This is a genomic window from Bradyrhizobium sp. USDA 4510 (assembly GCF_054059095.1).
In genome coordinates this window covers 1,300,218-1,318,227 of record NZ_JBSSBT010000001.1, presented here as the reverse complement: position 1 = coordinate 1,318,227, position 18,010 = coordinate 1,300,218, and the positions used below count along the sequence as shown (strand labels likewise).

Annotated in this window: 9 protein-coding genes and 3 pseudogenes; 4 read left to right on the top strand and 8 right to left on the bottom strand. The window is 58.3% G+C overall.

Annotated features, from left to right (window positions below; genetic code table 11):
• Positions 1-23 precede the first annotated feature (23 nt).
• The 7 genes and pseudogenes from ACVMDN_RS05810 to noeE all read right to left on the bottom strand — a co-directional run bounded on the left by ACVMDN_RS05810 (position 24) and on the right by noeE (position 12,636).
• Positions 24-2,435, bottom strand: coding sequence for a 2-aminoethylphosphonate--pyruvate transaminase (locus ACVMDN_RS05810; protein WP_456835502.1), 2,412 nt, complete (start codon positions 2,433-2,435; stop codon positions 24-26).
• A gap of 1,115 nt (positions 2,436-3,550) precedes the next feature.
• Positions 3,551-3,713: pseudogene (locus tag ACVMDN_RS05805) on the bottom strand (IS66 family transposase); the annotation flags it as partial.
• A 418-nt stretch (positions 3,714-4,131) separates the two neighbouring features.
• Positions 4,132-4,785: an HD domain-containing protein gene (locus tag ACVMDN_RS05800; RefSeq protein ID WP_456835503.1), complete on the bottom strand. Its 654-nt coding sequence runs from the start codon at positions 4,783-4,785 to the stop codon at positions 4,132-4,134.
• Between the two features lie 1,096 nt (positions 4,786-5,881).
• Entirely contained in the window at positions 5,882-6,895 is a 1,014-nt protein-coding gene (locus ACVMDN_RS05795; protein ID WP_456843616.1) for a hypothetical protein, read from the bottom strand.
• Between the two features lie 1,504 nt (positions 6,896-8,399).
• Positions 8,400-10,285 (bottom strand): annotated as a pseudogene (cysN, locus tag ACVMDN_RS05790) (sulfate adenylyltransferase subunit CysN).
• Positions 10,285-11,184 (bottom strand): annotated as a pseudogene (gene cysD, locus ACVMDN_RS05785) (sulfate adenylyltransferase subunit CysD). The pseudogenes cysN and cysD overlap by 1 nt, the downstream one beginning before the upstream one ends.
• Before the next feature lie 264 nt (positions 11,185-11,448).
• Positions 11,449-12,636, bottom strand: coding sequence for a nodulation protein NoeE (gene noeE, locus ACVMDN_RS05780; RefSeq protein ID WP_253587722.1), 1,188 nt, complete (start codon positions 12,634-12,636; stop codon positions 11,449-11,451).
• A gap of 660 nt (positions 12,637-13,296) precedes the next feature.
• Here noeE and ACVMDN_RS05775 point away from each other — a divergent pair.
• The 4 genes from ACVMDN_RS05775 to tnpC all read left to right on the top strand — a co-directional run bounded on the left by ACVMDN_RS05775 (position 13,297) and on the right by tnpC (position 16,896).
• Positions 13,297-13,851, top strand: a complete 555-nt coding sequence (locus ACVMDN_RS05775) for a MarR family winged helix-turn-helix transcriptional regulator (protein ID WP_081334855.1) — start codon at positions 13,297-13,299, stop codon at positions 13,849-13,851.
• 686 nt (positions 13,852-14,537) lie between these two features.
• The gene (locus ACVMDN_RS05770) at positions 14,538-14,888 is read left to right on the top strand and encodes a transposase (protein ID WP_069276022.1); all 351 of its coding nucleotides are present in this window, start codon (positions 14,538-14,540) and stop codon (positions 14,886-14,888) included.
• The gene (gene tnpB / locus ACVMDN_RS05765) at positions 14,885-15,229 is read left to right on the top strand and encodes an IS66 family insertion sequence element accessory protein TnpB (protein WP_069276023.1); all 345 of its coding nucleotides are present in this window, start codon (positions 14,885-14,887) and stop codon (positions 15,227-15,229) included. The genes ACVMDN_RS05770 and tnpB overlap by 4 nt, the downstream gene beginning before the upstream one ends.
• 74 nt (positions 15,230-15,303) lie before the next feature.
• Positions 15,304-16,896 (top strand): IS66 family transposase, encoded by a 1,593-nt coding sequence (tnpC, locus tag ACVMDN_RS05760; RefSeq protein WP_069276024.1) that lies wholly within the window; start codon positions 15,304-15,306, stop codon positions 16,894-16,896.
• A 594-nt stretch (positions 16,897-17,490) separates the two neighbouring features.
• On the opposite strand, the gene ACVMDN_RS05755 is transcribed toward tnpC, so the two are convergent.
• The gene (locus ACVMDN_RS05755) at positions 17,491-17,676 is read right to left on the bottom strand and encodes a hypothetical protein (RefSeq protein WP_075968370.1); all 186 of its coding nucleotides are present in this window, start codon (positions 17,674-17,676) and stop codon (positions 17,491-17,493) included.
• Positions 17,677-18,010 lie beyond the last annotated feature (334 nt).

Below are 18,010 nucleotides of genomic sequence, written 5' to 3'. Positions count from 1 at the left end.
CTTCCTGATCGCCTTACAAGTTGTCAGATTGCGGAAAGCGCCCTGTCCAGATCGCGCACGATGTCGTTGACGTCTTCGATGCCGACGCAAAGCCGGATCGAACCGCCAAATATGCCGGCGGCTTCGCGCTTCTCCCGCGGAACGGTGGTATGGGTTGTCGAAACAGGATGCGTCACGAGCGTCCGGGCATCTCCCACATTCGAAACGTGATACATCAGGTCGACGTTCTGGATGAACTTGCGCCCGGCCTGTTCGTCCTCCACCTCGAACATGACCATCGCGCCGTGTCCGTATGCGGGATTGAGCGTCTGGTCGACGGTTTCCCGGTCGGCTCCTTCGAACAGCCCCGGGTAGAAGACACGACGTACTTTCGGATGCGCCTTAAGAACGTCGGCCACTATCCTGGCGTTTGCACAGTGCTGCTTCATGCGAAGGGGCAGCGTTTCAAGGCCTTGGATCAGCTGAAAGCTCGCAAAGGGGGCAATGGCCGCGCCAGTGTCGCGCAACCAGGTCATGCGTGCCTTCAGAAGAACCTCGCTTTTTCCGAGATCGTCGACGTCTTGCAACGCGTTGCGCCAGATGATCCCGCCATGCGCTTCGTCAGGACTGTTGAATAATGGAAAGCGAGAGGCTCCCCGGTAGCTGAACTTGCCGTTGTCAACGATCAGACCGCCCAGCGTCGTGCCGTGGCCGCAGATATATTTCGTGGCGGAGTAGGTCGTAATCGCCGCACCGAGATCTGACGGCCGACATACCAGCGGGGTCGTCGTATTATCCACAACCAAGGGGACGCCGTGCTTTCGGCCGATCTCAGCCAGCTCTTTGACCGGAAGCGGAATCAGACACGGGTTTGAGATCACCTCTCCGAACAGGCAGATCGTGCGGTCATCGATGGCACGTTCGAAAGTCTCCGGCCTGCGAGGATCCGCCGTCCTGACGGCGATACCAAGACGCTTTAACGTGTTGTGGAGCAGGTTCCAGGTATTGCCATAGAGGTACGGTGAGGCGACGACGTTGTCCCCCACTTCTCCGCTTGACAGGTTGACGATGGCAAGGAACGTCGCCGCTTGCCCCGATGCGACCGCGAGCGAGTCGCGACCCATGTCGACCGCGGCATACCTTCTTTCCAGCGCGCGGGTCGTCGGATTGATGATCCTCGTATAGGTGAACCCATCCGCCTTGACGTTGTAGACATCCGCAATGTGATTCAGATCGCCATCGAGTTCATAGGCCGTGTTCTGATAGATCGGCACTGCGACAGCTTTGGTCACCGGATCACGTCGGTAGCCCGCGTGCAGAACAGCAGTTTCGACAGAGAACGGGAGCTGCGAGGTCCTTGCGAGCGGCGATGACGTCTCGATGCGACGCTCGCAAGCCTCCCGGGCCGACGCCGCCCCCGCGCAAGGAACCGGACCGGACCGAAAGTATGTACGAAAGGCGCACCCCAATTGCTCGATCCAACTGGGTTGGATCTCGCCAATGCAACCGACCCGAAAACTCCGCGTCGCGAGGTGCAACTTCGAGTAGATGTAAAGGTTGTGGGCCGCCAAATGGCGATATAGCCCGTCAAATCCTTCCTGATCGGCGATGCCGGATGGCGCACTGAAGGCGACGCAGACCGGCGACTGCAAGTCGGCAGACAGCAGGGGAGACACTACCCCTTCGAGTTCTTGGACGAGATCGTCTCTAACCTTCTCATACCTGCGGCGCCGGGCATCGATGCCTTCCCCCTCCAGAATCTCCAAGGCCCTCGTCGTTGCCTGAACGATGTGGGTGGGCGGGGTCGATCGCCACTCACCGGAGCGCTCGAGCGAGAGCCATTGGTCTCTCACGTCGAGCACAAACGACCTCGGTTCTTGGACTGCGTTTTTTAGCAGCCCGCGAGACGCGATGACAAAAGCGACCCCTGGCGGCCCTTCAATGCACTTGTTGCTCGACGTCACCAGGACGTCTATCCCACCACGGCTCAGGTCAATATCAATCGCGCCAAAGGAGCTCATGCCATCGACGATCGTCTTGATACCACGCCGCTTCGCCTCTTCGACGATCGCGTCCAGCGGATTGACGATTCCGGTCGTCGTCTCGCAATGCACGAGACATAGGTGGGTAATGCCGGGATTTCGCCTCAGATGCTCAGCAACTTCTTGGGGGTCCAAAGGCTCGGTAGCTCGTTTGACAAGCTTCAGCGCGTCGACGCCCCACAGCCGCAGGATCTTGAAGATGCGCTCGCCATAGATGCCGTTTATGCAAACGAGCGGCTTGCCCCCCTTGGACACGAACGAGGACAGAGCAGCCTCCATTGCAAAGGAGCCGCCTCCCTGAATAGGGACTACGGAATAATCCCCGGCCTTTCCCAGCAGATTGAGCATCAGCCGCCTCATGCGGGCGGTCACTTCCTTGAACTCGCAATCGCGCGATGCGAGATCGAGCTGCATCTGGCTCCTGACCGCCAGCGACAGCGACAACGGACCAGGCGTCAACAGAGAGCGCTGTCTTGTCACACTATTCCCCTTAAGTTGTATTCGTCGCGAATCTGGAGGGGTGCCGCGACTTGAGTCACCTTGCGTGCAGCCCCTCGCGTCATCTGCTATTGGGCGAAGCGCCATCGGCGCAGACGCGCTTCGCTTGACAACTCATCGAAAATTCGGCCGATCACGACATGCACATCAATCCGCAGATGCACAGCGATGCCCGCACGGCGCCAAGGCCCCATCGATATCATTCAGTTTTCCTAGGAATTCGCTCTGCCGCCGCATTTGCGCACCGAGGCGGCGCGAAGCGCAACTCTTGTCCAGCCGTCCTGCATGCAACGATCCAGCGTCTTCAACATCTTGCCTAGCAAGCTAGACGTGTCGGCTGATCGGCTTACGGCCGACCTGTGCCATCCAGGCGAACGTTGAAGTTCAGATAAAAGTGCACGTCGGACCGATCGCACGCGGATGTCAATTCGCGCGTGGCGCCCGTTATGCGTGCCGCTGCTGACGCGCCGGATCCTGCGTGAGGCTTGAGACATTCGCATACTGTCACTCGCTGGAGAGTTCGGGACATTGACGACCTTTGCCGTCTATTTTCAGATCGTACAACTTGACGTTAGGTGCGTTTCAACCCTCTTCCGAACTCTTCTCATGTGATTTTTTCTAACGTGCACATCCGCGCGGAGCGATAAGCGAAGGCTGGCAGAAGATTGCAGGGAGCGGCGGCAAGCTATGCTCAGAGTGTCCACAGTGCGACGTCAGGGGTGAGGACGTTCTGCCGCGAGGATTTGGCTCGATTCACGTCGCGCCCTCGCCGAACTCCAGATCGGGATACAAGTTATCCGCCTTTGCTACTTTCCTTGAAGGTCGATGCCTTGGAAGTGCCTGCCACCGCTCTACATGTCCGCCATCATGTCATCATTGCGTCTGAACGGGGGGTCCCCTGTCTCGTCCAGTCAGGCTCGGGCTTGCAATTGGCGGGACCTTTTGCAGCGATCAGCTCGACAACTTTTGCTGAGCCCCGGCGGAGCAAACCGCCGAGTGCGGGGCGAGCCATGCGAACAGATCGACGTCGTTGCTGTCTGCAGCAATGCTGCGATGGTTTCCCAGTGTTGTCCGCTGTCGTGGACCGGAGAGAGGCTATTCTTTCTCGTAACTATTTGGGGCCTGATCCCGCGCTCGTCGCCGAGCTCGATGCGGCCGTTGGTGGAGGAAACGCTCGAAGAAGGCGCGGCGCGCCCAATGCCCCCAAAATATGAGGCACATGCTTACGTGGGGAGAATAGTCGAATGCGATCTGACGCATTATGCGAACGGAAGGTGGTGGTGACCAAAATACTGCGTTGGGATGTCGCCGGAGACCCGGGGACGATGGAGATCACCACCAAAGAGCTGTACGTGAGGGACTTCGAAGCCTGTACGTAACGTGCCCTAAAATGCTGGCCTAGGTACTGGGGCGGCACGCTGAGACAATCGCCAACGCTGCCTGCACCGCTTGGTCTTTCTCCTCGTAAGGAATTCTGGCCAGTCAGAACACTCCAGCCGAATTCACGCAGTAGAGCCTCTAACTGATCAGATCCGGCACTAGACCGGGTGAGTTGCACGATCTTCTGATCAGACCAGCACGACAACCTTCTGAAAACCGACACTTTTCCGATCTAGATCTCCTCAAACAATTCGTCCAGATAGCGCACCAAGCGCTCGTGCCTGGGTCTTGCCAGGGATCTTCCAGCCGCGGTTTGGAATCCCGACGCCAGCTTGAGCAATTTGGTGTCGAAATGATCGACTGCAAATTTCCTGTCGTCATGCGGACGATTTCGAGCGCGAGGATCGCCGACGTCATAAAGCGACCGCCTTAGCCGACCTGCAAGGTGAAAGCATCGGCCCACCCCAATCATTCCGATTGCGTCTAACCGATCGGCGTCTTGAACGATCTTTGCCTCTAACGTTCGAGGAGGCACGTTTGCGGAGAAGCTATGGGCCTCGATTGCATGCGCAACGGACTCGATAGCGCTTGCCGAGAAGCCTTGTTCCCTCAGCAACTTCGACGCTTTATCGGCCGCGTGCCGAGATGCTTGAAAACGAAAGGGAGAATTCTTCTCAACCGCTGCGCAGTCGTGAAGAAGGATGCTAGGAACCAGGATCGTGAGATCGCCGCCCTCGATCGCCTGTATTGTTCGCGCGTTCTTCCAAACTCGTAGAGTATGGCTAATGTCGTGCGAGGCATCGTCCTCCCGCGGAATATGGGGAATCAACTGGCTGGCAAGTTGCTCAAGCGGTGCGAAAGCACTTGCGATCGTGTTGGGGGCCATGATCGAACTTTCACTGACCGATGGGTTGCTGTCCTTCGCATCCGTAGCAACCTCGACAGGCTTGCTGCACGCTCCGCACGGCCAGGCGTGTCAACACAATTGGATCCGAATTGCCTTGTGCAGCTAGAGTTAGTACTTTTTCGGCGATGCATGCCTTCAACGATGACGTCCGCCTTGCTTCGGGCACCATCGCGACGGCATCATCCAGAACACCTCTCAACAAAGCACACAGTTTAGCTTGCGGGGTCATGATGCTAATCCACCAAGGAAGCTCTCTCCGACGTCAGCTTCGGCTCGCCCAACCAATGGTCCCTAGAAAGCCCCGTGGAATTGGAGTTCGATGCGCCGGCTTCAATGAGCGGGAGGAAGTCTTAGGCACGACCACCGAGTACAAGAAATATGATTCGGCAATGTGACAGGGTTCTAAGCTACGGATATTCGGGGTGTATCTCGCCGAGTGGAACCGTGCGTCGCGAACGTGCGTGTCCCCGCTGCGCTACTCGCAAGCGCTGCAGACGTGTACGCCGGGTTGACGACACGCCCGTTCGAAAGCCGACACCGCATGAGGTGCACAAGCGCCTCGTTTTGCTCCTCGTCGTCGTTACATGACTAACATGGCCTGTTTTTGCCAACCTTAGGCACGGCATGGAAAAACCTCTTTCGTGACGCAACTCGCACGAGCGGCGCACCGCCGTCGGTGCGCTTTCCTTGAGCACGACAGCCCGCACCTCTTTGAGGTCGGACCGTCTGGCACGCGAGTTGCCAGGAGTGTCGCGTGGACTTGGCTTCTCATACATTCACGCAGCCCCCGAGATGGCCAAGTTCAACAAACGCGGGCGGCCTCTCCCGGCCGCCCGCACGCCTTTCCGTCTGCGCATCGACGGTTCGCTAAATGGCTTTGGAGAAGTCCGAAGAGGCGCGCAGGAAATGGTCTCAGGGAAAGACCGCAACCAGCATTGTGCTTTCCGCTGGCAAAGCTTGAACTCCCTGCCAAAATCGTCGCCTGATCCGGTTCGTTGCAGGCCGAACTCCGCGTTCCTTCATGGACAACCAGTTAGGTGCCAGTTGCGAGAGAATATTTTGCGCGGCCGCGTCGTCATAATGTCTGCGTGACCAGCTCGAGCTGAAGCGCGGCCAGAACGCTGATGCCATCGCGGTGTTCGATGGCCTCGCCCGCAGCCTGCGCGGCTTGTACCAGGGCGGCCTCTTTGCGTTCGGTCATCAATTTGTCAGCTTCGATCTGAGTTAGCAGCTTTTCACGCTCATCCGCCGGGAGCGCGGCAGCATCGTCGCTGTTGGTATCGATCAATTCGTTCACCTTTTCGGTCAAGGTGTCACGAAGGACCCAACAGAGCAGCCCAATTGCATCGGGAACCTGGCCAGATGCCCTGCCCACAACCCGCGTGTCCGCACCGAGGACCATAGCCGTCAGATCGTGCTCCTGGAGGATGAGCGGCCATTTGATCTCACGCGCGTTGTCATCAATCATGGCCGAGATAGACGGCGCTCCACGTTCCGCCAGTCGTGCGATCAGAACCGCCGCGTCTTGCTTCTTTGCCTCACTGGGAAATGGCGCACTGCGAATCCGGTGCGCATCGGCTTCGAGCTCGCCAAGACGCAGGCGCAAGCGCTTGAGAGCCTCACTGATCGGCTCGTCGCGCCCTAAAATCTCCGACAGCGCGATTTGTGGGATCGAGGTAAGACGCACGCCCGACCGCAGGCCACTGCGAGCCAGAAAGGCTCGGCAGCGTGACGCCAGGCTCTCGCAGTGCCGCATACGGGCGGCAGCAGTCGCCTCACGACCGATGAGGCAACGCAACTTTTCAGCGAATCCGGCAGCTTGCAAGTTCAAGTCACGGATTTGCGCCTCCTCCTTGTCCGCGACGGGGCCGCCGGCGGTGCGGGCCAATATCAGCTGTTTGCGGCGGGTCTCGACGCGGTGAAGCTCGGCACGAGTCGAGCGCATTTCCTCATCAAGCGGCGACCACGTTGAGCGCGCGTCCCCTGCACGATCCACAATCGCCTCGAACCGCTGCCGGGCGCCCTCATCGGGCAGTAGGTCGATAGGGTCGATTTGAAAGCAACTTTTGCAACCTATGTCGTCATTCACGCGTCGTCTCGCAGCGGTTATGTGTCAGATACCCCGGTTTCGCTGGCAATGATTCGTATTAAGTAATTTTTAATGCTTCCACCGCCGATTGCCGTCAGCGCAATTCCAGCGCGATGGCCCTAGCTTGGAGCGCTGACGGTACGGCGTCCCTGGTTTCAGCGGCCCCAACCGTTCGCCCGCAGCGCTTTCGTATACGGAGCATTTGAATCTCTCACGGGTGGGCGCAGGTCGATTTACGAATCTAACCGGACCAGAAATCGGATCTAGAACGAAGCGAAATCAAGAGTGCGGTGGTTTTGTCTCCGCGCAGAGCGTCAAGCGCCAACGATCGCTGAATCCCATCGGCTTTCTATATCCGAGACCCCTGCCTCGCCCTCGGGCGGCCATACCACATCCGTTTGCGTTACGCGTACTGCGCACGGATCTCCTGTGCGGCCGCGGCGATCGAGAGGTGAGATATGGCAAATCTGCCCAACATCGCGCCCGCCGCAATGACCCACAATGTCCGAGCCGGGCGCCGGCCGGGCGATCGCGCCGGCCGTACGACAACCAGTCCTGGGCCATCGCCAACTCTGGCGACTGCATTTTGGCATCGCTGAGCTGAAATCCGAATGCAGGTACCGCGGAAACTGAGAGTTGGGCCATGAGTGAACATAGTCGGAGCCGCGATGGCCGCCGCTGAACTGCTCGTTTCCGCCCCCGATCAACGTGAGATTGGACTCGGAAACTCGGGTCGTCGAAACTGTAATATGCTAAGCGAGGTAGCTGACGAAAAGCTGACGCGCAGCACGCTAAGCGTCTGTGGCGCCGCGTTTTGGAGCCAAGCTGCCGTGATCGCCAGTACAGCGTTCTTGCGAGACAGCAGACAGGTATGGCATCGAGCTTCCGGTCGACGTCGAGAGAATACCGCGTGACAGCTGATCCTGGTGCCAGCCCCGTCTTTCGATCAAGCTCACGAGCGATCGACACTTCGTGGCCGAGTTGCGCGGTCTCGTAGTTTATGTCAGGGCGCTGGAGTATCTCGTACAGGTTTCACACTCCAAGCACTGGACTGCAGCCAGCCGATGCTGGCGATGCTTCCGCACCTGTGTTCAATTCCCCCGCGGCTTCAGCCGGGCACAGGTTTGATCGGGAGAGCGCGACGCACGCCATACGCGCAAGAAACAGCGTGAAGCGAAAAACTCAAGTTACTGGAAGCCCGACTTCTTCTCTGGCCTTTGTCCTAGCGTCGTAGATCCTGACCTGGAGCATCGGACGGCGCTTCTTGAGCTCCTGCGCTCCTGCAAAGGCCCCATCTCTGGTCGCAAATTCGGTTTTCAATTGACCGTCGATTTCGAGGACATAACCAGAAGCGGGCAATCGACGTGTGGACGCGACCATTTTGTTCCTCAGAGCATGAGTCCATTGATGTCGGTGCTTAACCCGAGTCGCCTTGGCCGGGCCAGCGGCTTGGTGAGGCCCACATCTTGCTAAACGGTGGGATACGAGGTGATAGGTTCGATAATCAGTAACCGTCAAGAATTTCGCGCGCCATCAAGACATCGATCACAGCTTGGGCCATTTGCTCAGGCGCCTGTTCCTTGGTCCTGAGATGAATTTCAGGTCTTGTCGGCGCTTCATAGGACGCATCGACGCCGGTGAATTTCTTGATCTTACCGGACTTCGCTTTTGAATAAAGACCTTTGGGATCGCGCCGCGCGCATTCTTCGCTCGGCGTATCGACAAAGACTTCGACAAACTCCTCCTTACCGACCAGACTGCGCACCATATCTCGTTCGGCCCTGTGAGGCGAGATGAACGAACAAAGCACGATCAAGCCACTGTCCGCCATCAACTTGGCAACTTCCCCGGTACGCCGAATGTTTTCCATGCGGTCGGTCTCGGAGAAGCCGAGGTCCGCGTTTAATCCGTGCCGCAGGTTGTCTCCATCCAACAGCATGGCATGCCGAGACATTGCAAACAGCTTTTGATCGACGATGTTGGCAATTGTCGACTTTCCCGCGCCGGACAGGCCGGTAAACCAAATGATGCAAGGCTTCTGGTTCTTGAGAGTGGCCCGCTCCTTGCGTCCCACTGCAAGGGGTTGCCAAGCGATGTTGGCAGCTCGCCGCAGTGGATATGCGATCATCCCGGCTGCGACCGTGCGGTTGGTATATCGGTCGATGACGATAAATGATCCGGTCTTGCGATTGACCTCGTAAGGATCGAACGCCGCGGGCAATGCGGTTGAGACATTGCAAAATCCGATCTCGTTTAAGCCAAGCGTCCTGGCTGCCAGATGCTCGCGCGTATTGACGTCGATCCGACGATTGATCGCAGTAATGCTGCCGGCTGTGGTCTGCGATCCAATGCGCAGAATGTAGTTGCGTCCGACAGCGAGTTGGTCCTCATCCATCCAGATCAGATGAGCGGCGAATTGATCGGCAAGTTCCGGTCGCTCGGTTGGGCATGCCAGGAGATCGCCGCGGCTGATGTCGATTTCGCTTTCAAGGGTAAGCGTGATTGCATCGCCCGCCTCGGCGCAAGGTAGGTCGCCGTCTTGAGTTACAATCCGGCTGACGCGCGCGGTTCGTCCGGATGCTGCGACGACGATGTCGTCTCCCACCGAGATGCTTCCTGAAGCCACGGATCCGGCGTAACCTCGGAAATCCAGGTCCGGCCGGTTCACCCACTGGACCGGAAAGCGGAAGGCCTGCCGGGAGCTATCGGAGCCGATCCCAATGCTCTCGAGCTGGCCGAGCAGGCAGGGACCATCGTGCCAGCGAGTGTTGCAAGAGCGGTTGACGACGTTGTCGCCGTACCTGGCAGAGATCGGGATCGGGACGATCGTATCGAAGCCGAGATCTGCGGCAAAGGCCACGTAGTCGGCGACGATCCGATCAAAGGTCTCTTTGCTGTAGTTGACGAGGTCGATCTTGTTCACTGCCAAGACGAGGTGGCGGATACCAAGGAGCGAACAGATGAACGAGTGCCGCTTGGTTTGGACCAGCACGCCCTTACGGGCATCGATGAGGATGATGGCGAGCTGAGCATTTGAGGCGCCAGTTGCCATGTTGCGGTATACTGCTCATGGCCGGGTGTATCAGCCACCATGAACGAGCGCCGCTCCGTCGCAAAGAAACGATAGGCTACATCGATCGTGATGCCTTGCTCTCGTTCGGCTTCAAGCCCGTCGACGAGCAGCGCGAAATCGATCTCACGGCCGGTAGTGCCGTGCTTGGCGCTATCTCGTTCCAACGCCGTCATCTGATCCTGGTAAATCATTTTGCTGTCGTGCAGCAGCCGGCCTATCAGCGTGGATTTCCCGTCATCCACCGAACCGCATGTGATGAATCGCAGCTGATCCTTTGGCATGGCTTGGATAGATTGCGTTATTGGCTTGGCAAGCATCAAAAGTAGCCTTCCCGCTTCTTCTTCTCCATCGAAGCGGCTTCATCGGCATCGATCAGGCGGCCCTGGCGCTCCGATACTGTCGCGGTCTGCATCTCTGCGACAATGTCTTCGATCGTTGTCGCATCGGATTCAATAGCTCCGCTCAACGGATAGCATCCCAGCGTACGGAAACGGGTCATCCGCATTTGCGGCGCCTCGCCGGTCAGAAGCGGCAATCGCTTGTCGTCGATCATGATCATCGCGCCATTTCGACGCACGATCGGTCTTTGCTTTGCGAAGTAGAGCGGGACGACCGGAATCTTCTCGCGCATGACATATTCCCAGACGTCGAGCTCAGTTCAGTTCGACAGTGCAAAGACGCGCATGGTTTCGCCCCGGCGAATCCGAGTGTTGAATAGATTCCAGAGTTCCGGCCGCTGGTTACGAGGGTCCCATACGTGCCCTGCCGAGCGGAAGGACAGAATCCGCTCTTTTGCGCGGCTCTTTTCCTCATCGCGCCGGGCACCGCCAAAAGCAGCATCGAATTCGTGGAGGTCGAGCGCCTGCTTCAGGGCGTCTGTCTTCATCACCTGGGTATGAAGCGCGGAGCCGGAGTCGATCGGATTGATCCCGCGCTCAATGCCCTCCTTATTTACATGGACGATTAGGTCGAGGCCGAGCCGCTTGGCTGTGGCGTCCCGGAAGTTGATCATCTCGCGGAACTTCCAGGTCGTGTCGACGTGGAGCAGGGGAAAAGGCAACTTTGCGGGATAGAAGGCCTTGATCGCAACGTGCAGCATCACGCTCGAGTCTTTTCCGATCGAATAAAGCATGACCGGCCTTTTGAACTCGGCGACCACGTCACGCATGATTTCGATCGATTCAGCTTCGAGACGGCGCAGATGTCTGGGCAGCATATGTTCTTTTCGATGCAGAATCGCTGTTCTTTGCCGGTCTACGGCTGCAGCCCCGATGAGAGATACCGGTGGCGAAAAAACTGCTCGCCATGACGCACGGTTAAGGTCAAGTGCGAGCGCAACCAGGAGCCGCATAACCGAGGGCGTTTCACCGCTGATGCGGTCATAACCTGCGCCAGCCATCCGGCGCGGAGATCAACCCGTCGCGGGCTCAGTACTAGCTAAATAAGCCAGCGTGTTTTGATCGCAAGCATCCAGATCACCCTAAGGCATATTGAGGACCTGCTCAAGACGTTCGATCTCGCTGCGTAGAACTTTGATTGCCGCGTCGCGATTTTGAATGGCATCCAATCCCGCGGCGCGCTCAGCTTCTGAGGTCAACAGCGCGTGTTGCAACCGAGCCGCCGTTGAGTCCGCCAGCCGCAGATCCTCCTCGACGTTGGTGTCCGACAGATTTTGCGTCTGCCGCACTATGGAGCTATTGGATGCGGAACGACTGCGCAAATCCCGCCAGGTTTGGAATATCCGGCGATGGAGTTCGGTAACCTCTCCTCCCCTATCCACCACGCCGGCTTGCTGCGCATGCAGCAGCTCCTGCTCATATCCGAGCTCTATCAAAAGCTCGACCCCGATCAGGTCGGTCACCGTTTGCATCTCTTCAGCGCTCAATTGGGATTGCCATGCTTTGACAGAGCTTTCGTCGACCGCGTTTCGCTCCAGGATTTTTCGGTCTCCGAAGCTGCTGGATCGAAGATAATCTGCTTGTTCCATTCCCGCGGACGCGGCGACCGCTGGATCACAGCCAAGCGCCACCAATAGACGCCGGACTTCCTGATCGGGACGCGCCACGAGCGGTTCGTATTTTATTAGCTGCGTCCGCGGCCGAGCGCGGTGCGCGGCGAGCCTGGGAAGGCCAAGAACCAGATCGGCTAGTGACGATATAACGACAGCGGGCAGGCGGAGCATGAGATCAGCGAGAGCAGATACGCTGACCGGATAGGAGTTTTCTGCCCGCAGCGGGATACCCCACGTTGATTTCAGTGAAGCGGCGATGGCATAGGGATTGCGCATCAGAAGGATGTGTGGCGCCTCTGGATAGACAGCTTCAAGAAATTCCAGCGCCGTCCAGTAGCGTGGTGTCTTGTCTATGATGATGCGCTTGCCCGCTGCCGCCAGATACTGGCTGTACGCAGTGTCGGCAAAGGCCCGGCAGACCAACGTGCGATCTATCCGTCCCAAAAATTCGGATGTGGCAGCCTCGATCAGCGGGGATCCTGCCGGATGTCGCTGATCGACCCTGCCAAATGCCTCAAGTGCCAGCATAAACCAGGGCTCAGGCGGAGCCACAATGTCAGGATGGTGCTGGAGCAAGTGCGCCAGGAGTGTCGTCCCGGATCGCGGGAGGCCGAGAAGAAAGCAAACCGCAGGAGAACGGTCGAAACCATCGCTCATAGTTCAGACCCTCATTAAGCGTCCCCCCCGCCGCAGCACTCGTTCGATTGAGCGAGTAGCGCCGGCCGTGAGATCACGTGAGGCGGTCGCTTGCGCTGAACGCATCACCTGAGAAGATTTGCGCTTGCAATTGATCTTGAGAGCTGTTGACTTCGGCGACTTGGCGGGATCACAGAAGCATTTCGCTGTCCCCATTGCTCACACAATTAAATCGAAGTCAAAGGTCAGCTCAACTCTATGAAGATTGGCTACCGACATGGGAAGGTTGGGAAGAACTATACGGGACGTTTACTGGAAAAATGCCTGCGCCTTAGGGACGTGTTACGTCGGCCACGTAAAATGCGACGTGCGTCTCCGCGATGCTCGGCATGCCCCAGAGAAATTCGGCAGGGAACGGACAGGTCGCCAGTGAAGCAAGAAGCAGACCATAATCGCGGCTATCTCACTGGCAGGCGCAGCGATCCGACCGGCGTGCAGCATCGATCCGACGCAAGTTGCCCGTGAATGCCGCTGCTGGACTCCGAGCAGCTACGGCTTTCTTACGCACGCTACCCATCCGTCCGGACCGTACCAAGTGTTTGATTTGCTTGCTCTTACGGCGTTGTACCTACTGCCAATTCGCGCTAAGGGAAGCCGGTGAACGATGGAACCTGACCTACGATGCCGCCGGATTTGCCCGGTCTAGCCAGCGCGCTTGAAAGTGTCTCTACTGAGGGACTGGAGCCGGCCCGGCCGTTCATGTGGGAGATCAGGTCGATCAGTGCGTGTCTCGAAGAGCTTGCCAGATTCCGAGCTCATGTGCTTGGCATCACTGGACCACAGTGGATGATCCTGATGGCAGTGGCCTACTTAGGCAAGGAAAATGGTGTCTCCGTCAACCTGGTGTCAAAGTTGATGCACGTCGACCCTTCTTTCGTCACGACGCACTCAAAGGTACTAGAGAAAAGTGGATTCCTGCGGCGTAAGCACTGCGCGAGCGATGCTCGGGTCGTGCAGATGACGCTGACGGCCAAAACTCGCAAGCGCCTATTGACTTTGGCGCCGCAACAGCAAGGACTGGACGAGCTCGCTTCTGATGAATTCGGGGTAAGCGGATCAAACGAGTTCATTACCAAGCTGGCCGCGGTCAGGCATCGTCTGGAGAAGGTTCGCCGTGAGAGCGTCTCCGGCCTTCCGAAGACCAAACGCACGACCGTCAGAAATGACGCTCCGTAGCCATGTCAACGCTTCCAGTTTTCGAGTCATTCCTGAAGCAGCGCGGACGAAGGTGGTTGTGGTCCGTTTATACGGCCGAAGGTGCCCGCGTAATGACGGGTTCAGGACGGAGCCGCTCCGCCGCCAGCTATCAAGCCAATCGCGCGCTGTTTCTGTTACTGCTGGGTGCACCGTATCGTTCCGAAGTTCGAGCGACCCGGCGGGCCCAGCCGGGTACGCTTACGCCCAAGCCGTAGCCCCCATGATCTTCGAGTAACACCCACTCGCAAGAATGCTCATCGGCCACAGCCAATGGCCCAGCGGAGACGCGTCTTGATTTAAAGAATCGACCTCAGGCCATTACGCAACTTTCTCCTTGGTCAGCCGAGAGGAGCCGATCACAGTAACAACAGCTGAATTTTGCACTTAGGCAAACCGGCCAGGAAGTGCGTATAGGCTTAGTTTCGTGATGTAGCCAGTTTATGCCGAGATGGCAGCAACTACCAGGCTCCTTTCAAGGCTTCGTCAAAGATGCCGCGCGCTGGAGGCCGACCGCAATCGTGAAGCTGTAGCGAGCACTGAGTGAAAGTAAGCGGCAAGGAGACCCCGTCTGGCGGAGGGGTGAACGATCGGCTATCGGCTGCTAAGTTTGTGAGCCGATGTGAGCTTCTATGTCTGCGCCTAGTTCTGGAACTAGAACCTTCCATATGATCGAAGCGGTCGCCGACCGTCTTGAGGGATCGCCGCGGCAGCTTCGCCGACGCTGGTCGGACGAGTTTAAGGCCCAAGTCGTGATGGAGGCGCTGGAGCCTGGCGCGAGCGTCTCGGCGATCGCCCGCCGGATCGGCATTCACCCGTCGCAGCTGTTCGCCTGGCGCCGTGACGCTCGGGCCGAGCGGCGGCGTTATCGCTCACGGCACTCGAGTTGCGAGGGTGTGGTGGCGCCTGTGGCAGGCGCGGTGATCGAGATTGCCATTGGCGAGGTGATCGTGCGCGCCGGCGTGGACGTCGACGAGGCGCAGTTGCAGCGGGTGATCCGGGCGGTCCGTTCGGCATGATCCCCTCCGGCGTGAAGGTGTTCCTGGCGAGCCATCCAGTCGACTTCCGCAAGGGTATCGATGGCCTTGTTGCGCTGGTGCGCGATGCCGGCTCAGATCCGTTCGACGGTGCGCTTTATGTGTTCCGCGCCAAAAGAGCCGACCGAATAAAGATCGTATGGTGGGATGGCTCCGGCGTGTGCCTCTATTTAAAACGGCTTGAGAAGGCGAGGTTCTGCTGGCCGCGGATCGGGCATCATCGGGTGCAGCTGAATGCTGCGCAGTTGATGGCACTGGTGGATGGGATGGACTGGAAGCGGATCCGGACCGCGGCGGTCAAGCCGCCGGAGATTGTTGGGTAAAAGCACTGCGGCGAAGTGAATCAGCGGCCTGAAAGGGCAAGAGAACCGGGGCAAAATGTGCTCTGGTCGGGTCAATGACGCCGCCCGATCTCAGCCTCCCGAATGACGTAGAGACGCTGAAGGCCATGGTGCTTGCCATGGCCGAGAAAGCGGCCCGCGCCGCTGCTCTGGAGAGCGAAGTCGCCGATCTCAAGGCCCGCAACGCCGATGCCGATGCGCGCATCGAGCGGCTGACGCAAATCCTGCAGGCCTTCGACCGCGCCCGGTTCGGCCGACGATCGGAGAAGCTCGGCTCGGCGAACGGCGACGATGAACAGCAGGCCTTCGTCTTCGAGGAGATCGAGACCGGCATCGCCGCGATCAAGGCCCAGGTCAGCAAGGGCCGTGCGCAGGCGGATGGCAAGCGTGCACCGCGTCGGCGCAAGGGCTTTGCGCCCCATCTGGAACGGATCGAAACCGTCATTGAGCCGCAAGAGCTGGCGGAGTATGCCGGCAAGCAGAAGGTGCTGATCGGCGAGGACGTGTCGGAGCGCCTGGATGTGGTGCCGGCGAAGTTCCGGGTGATCGTCACGCGCCGTCCCAAGTATGCCTTCAAGAACGCGGACGGCGTCATCCAGGCGCTGGCCCCGGCCCACATCATCGAAGGCGGCATTCCGACGGAAGCGCTTCTGGCCCACATCGCCGTCGCCAAATATGCCGATGGCCTGCCGCTCTACCGGCAGGAGGCCATCTACGCCCGCGATCAGGTCGAACTCGACCGCCAGCTGATGGCCCAATGGATGGGTAAGCTCGGCTTCGAGCTCGAGATCATTGCCGACTACATCTTCAGCGAGGTCAAGAAGGCCGAACGGGTCTTTGCCGACGAAACCACTTTGCCGACGCTCGCTCCGGGCTCCGGATCGACCAAGACGGCCTACTTATGGGCCTATGCCCGAGATGACCGAACCTTTGGCCGCAACGGTCCGCCGATGGTGGCTTATCGCTTCGAAGACAGCCGCGCCGGCGAATGCGCGGTCCGCCACCTCAATGGTTATCGCGGCATCCTGCAAGTGGATGGTTATGCCGCCTATAACAAGCTCGCGCGATCCGATCGCGGCAATGATGGCATCACATTGGCTGGCTGCTGGTCACACTGCAGACGCAAGTTCTACGAGCTGCATGTTGCAGGGAGCTCAGAAGTGGCAACGGCGACGGTCGAGCGGATGGCAAGGCTCTGGCAGGTCGAGAAAACCGTGCGCGGTCAAAGCCCCGACGCTCGCGTTGCCGCGCGCCAGCAAACCTCCGCGGCGATCGTCGCAGATCTCTTCGATCTCTGGCAGCAGACCTTGCGGCGGATCTCCGGCAAATCAAAATTGGCCGAGGCGATCCGCTATGCCGTCTCGCGCCGTGCCATCTTCGAACGCTTCCTGACCGATGGACGTATCGAGCTCGACTCCAACGTCGTCGAACGCGCCATCCGGCCACAAACAATCACGAGAAAGAATAGCCTCTTCGCTGGCAGCGACGGCGGCGGACGAACCTGGGCGACCATCGCAACGCTGCTGCAGACGGCGAAAATGAACAACGTCGATCCGTTCGCCTGGCTCGCCTTAACACTTCAGCGTATCGCCAACGGCTGGCCGAGCAGCCAAATCGACGCGCTTATGCCATGGAACCACGCAGCCTGACGGCCTCAGCTTGCCGCTTACGAGTGAAATGCTCATCTCTCTGCAAATCTCAATCCTGCGCCCCCACAAAACCGCGAGCGGACCACCGATCACGGACACACGTTCTGCGCTGTGCCGGCGAAACTCCTTCGAGCGACAGGCCGTTGGTGACGCAAACGACAAGTTCTTGTCGGATCAGCTGCTGGAACTCTGCCACCTCATCAGTCCAAGGCGCTCAGGGCCTCTGGCAGGAACACACCGGGAAGCACACCAGACGTTCACGAAGAATGCAGGCTGTACTCACCGAGCACGCAGGCTTCGACACTTCACATTATAGCGCTTCACAACCTACATTCTCGGTATCAGCAGCAACGATCGCGCAATGAAATCAAGGGAAATCAGCTCTGGGCTCGAAGTTTGTTCCTTCAGAAGTTGGGCTATATTCATGGCCGGAATTACTGCGCTTTAAACAGCGACCGGTGCCGGGCCAGGCAGGATTCGAGCCGCATACCGTTCTGCGGAAATCCGCGAAGCGCAGTTGCGACACAAATGCAACAGCCAATAAGGGCGGCCCGGGAGCCGCCCTACTGACCAATCACCAGCACATTCCATAAGCTAACGCTGATGTCCCAATCCGATGCCAAGATGCAGGGCCTTCTGGCGTAGCGCACCGACAGAGCGTTTGGTCATTTTTGATATCTTTGTGACCGGCGTTCGAGCCTTTGAATGGACCTTGAGCTCTTTGATATCTGCCTTGGTCCACTCGCGCCGCTTAACGCGTTTCTTGGTTGCTTTTTTCACAATGAATGCTCCTTTTGAGAGGAGCGGCTTGTAACATAGTTTTTTCAAAGCGACGACCGTAAAAAAGAGGCAACATAGCACTCGCGCAAAGATGCAAGCTCGCTCATATGTTCAGAAGACAATATCTCAGGTATTAACGACGGCTGGCCGGTTGTAACATTTCGTGGAGGTTTGGTATCAAGAGACTTCGCCACAAGTTGACGAATGCAGCTCTCCTCATCGACGCACAGCGTTCGAAACCAAGCAGGTTATAGCAAGTCGTTGAAAACTTTTGACAAGCGAATTGCGATTAGTCCGAGAACTGCTCAGGTTCGAGGTTTGAATCGATCTTAGA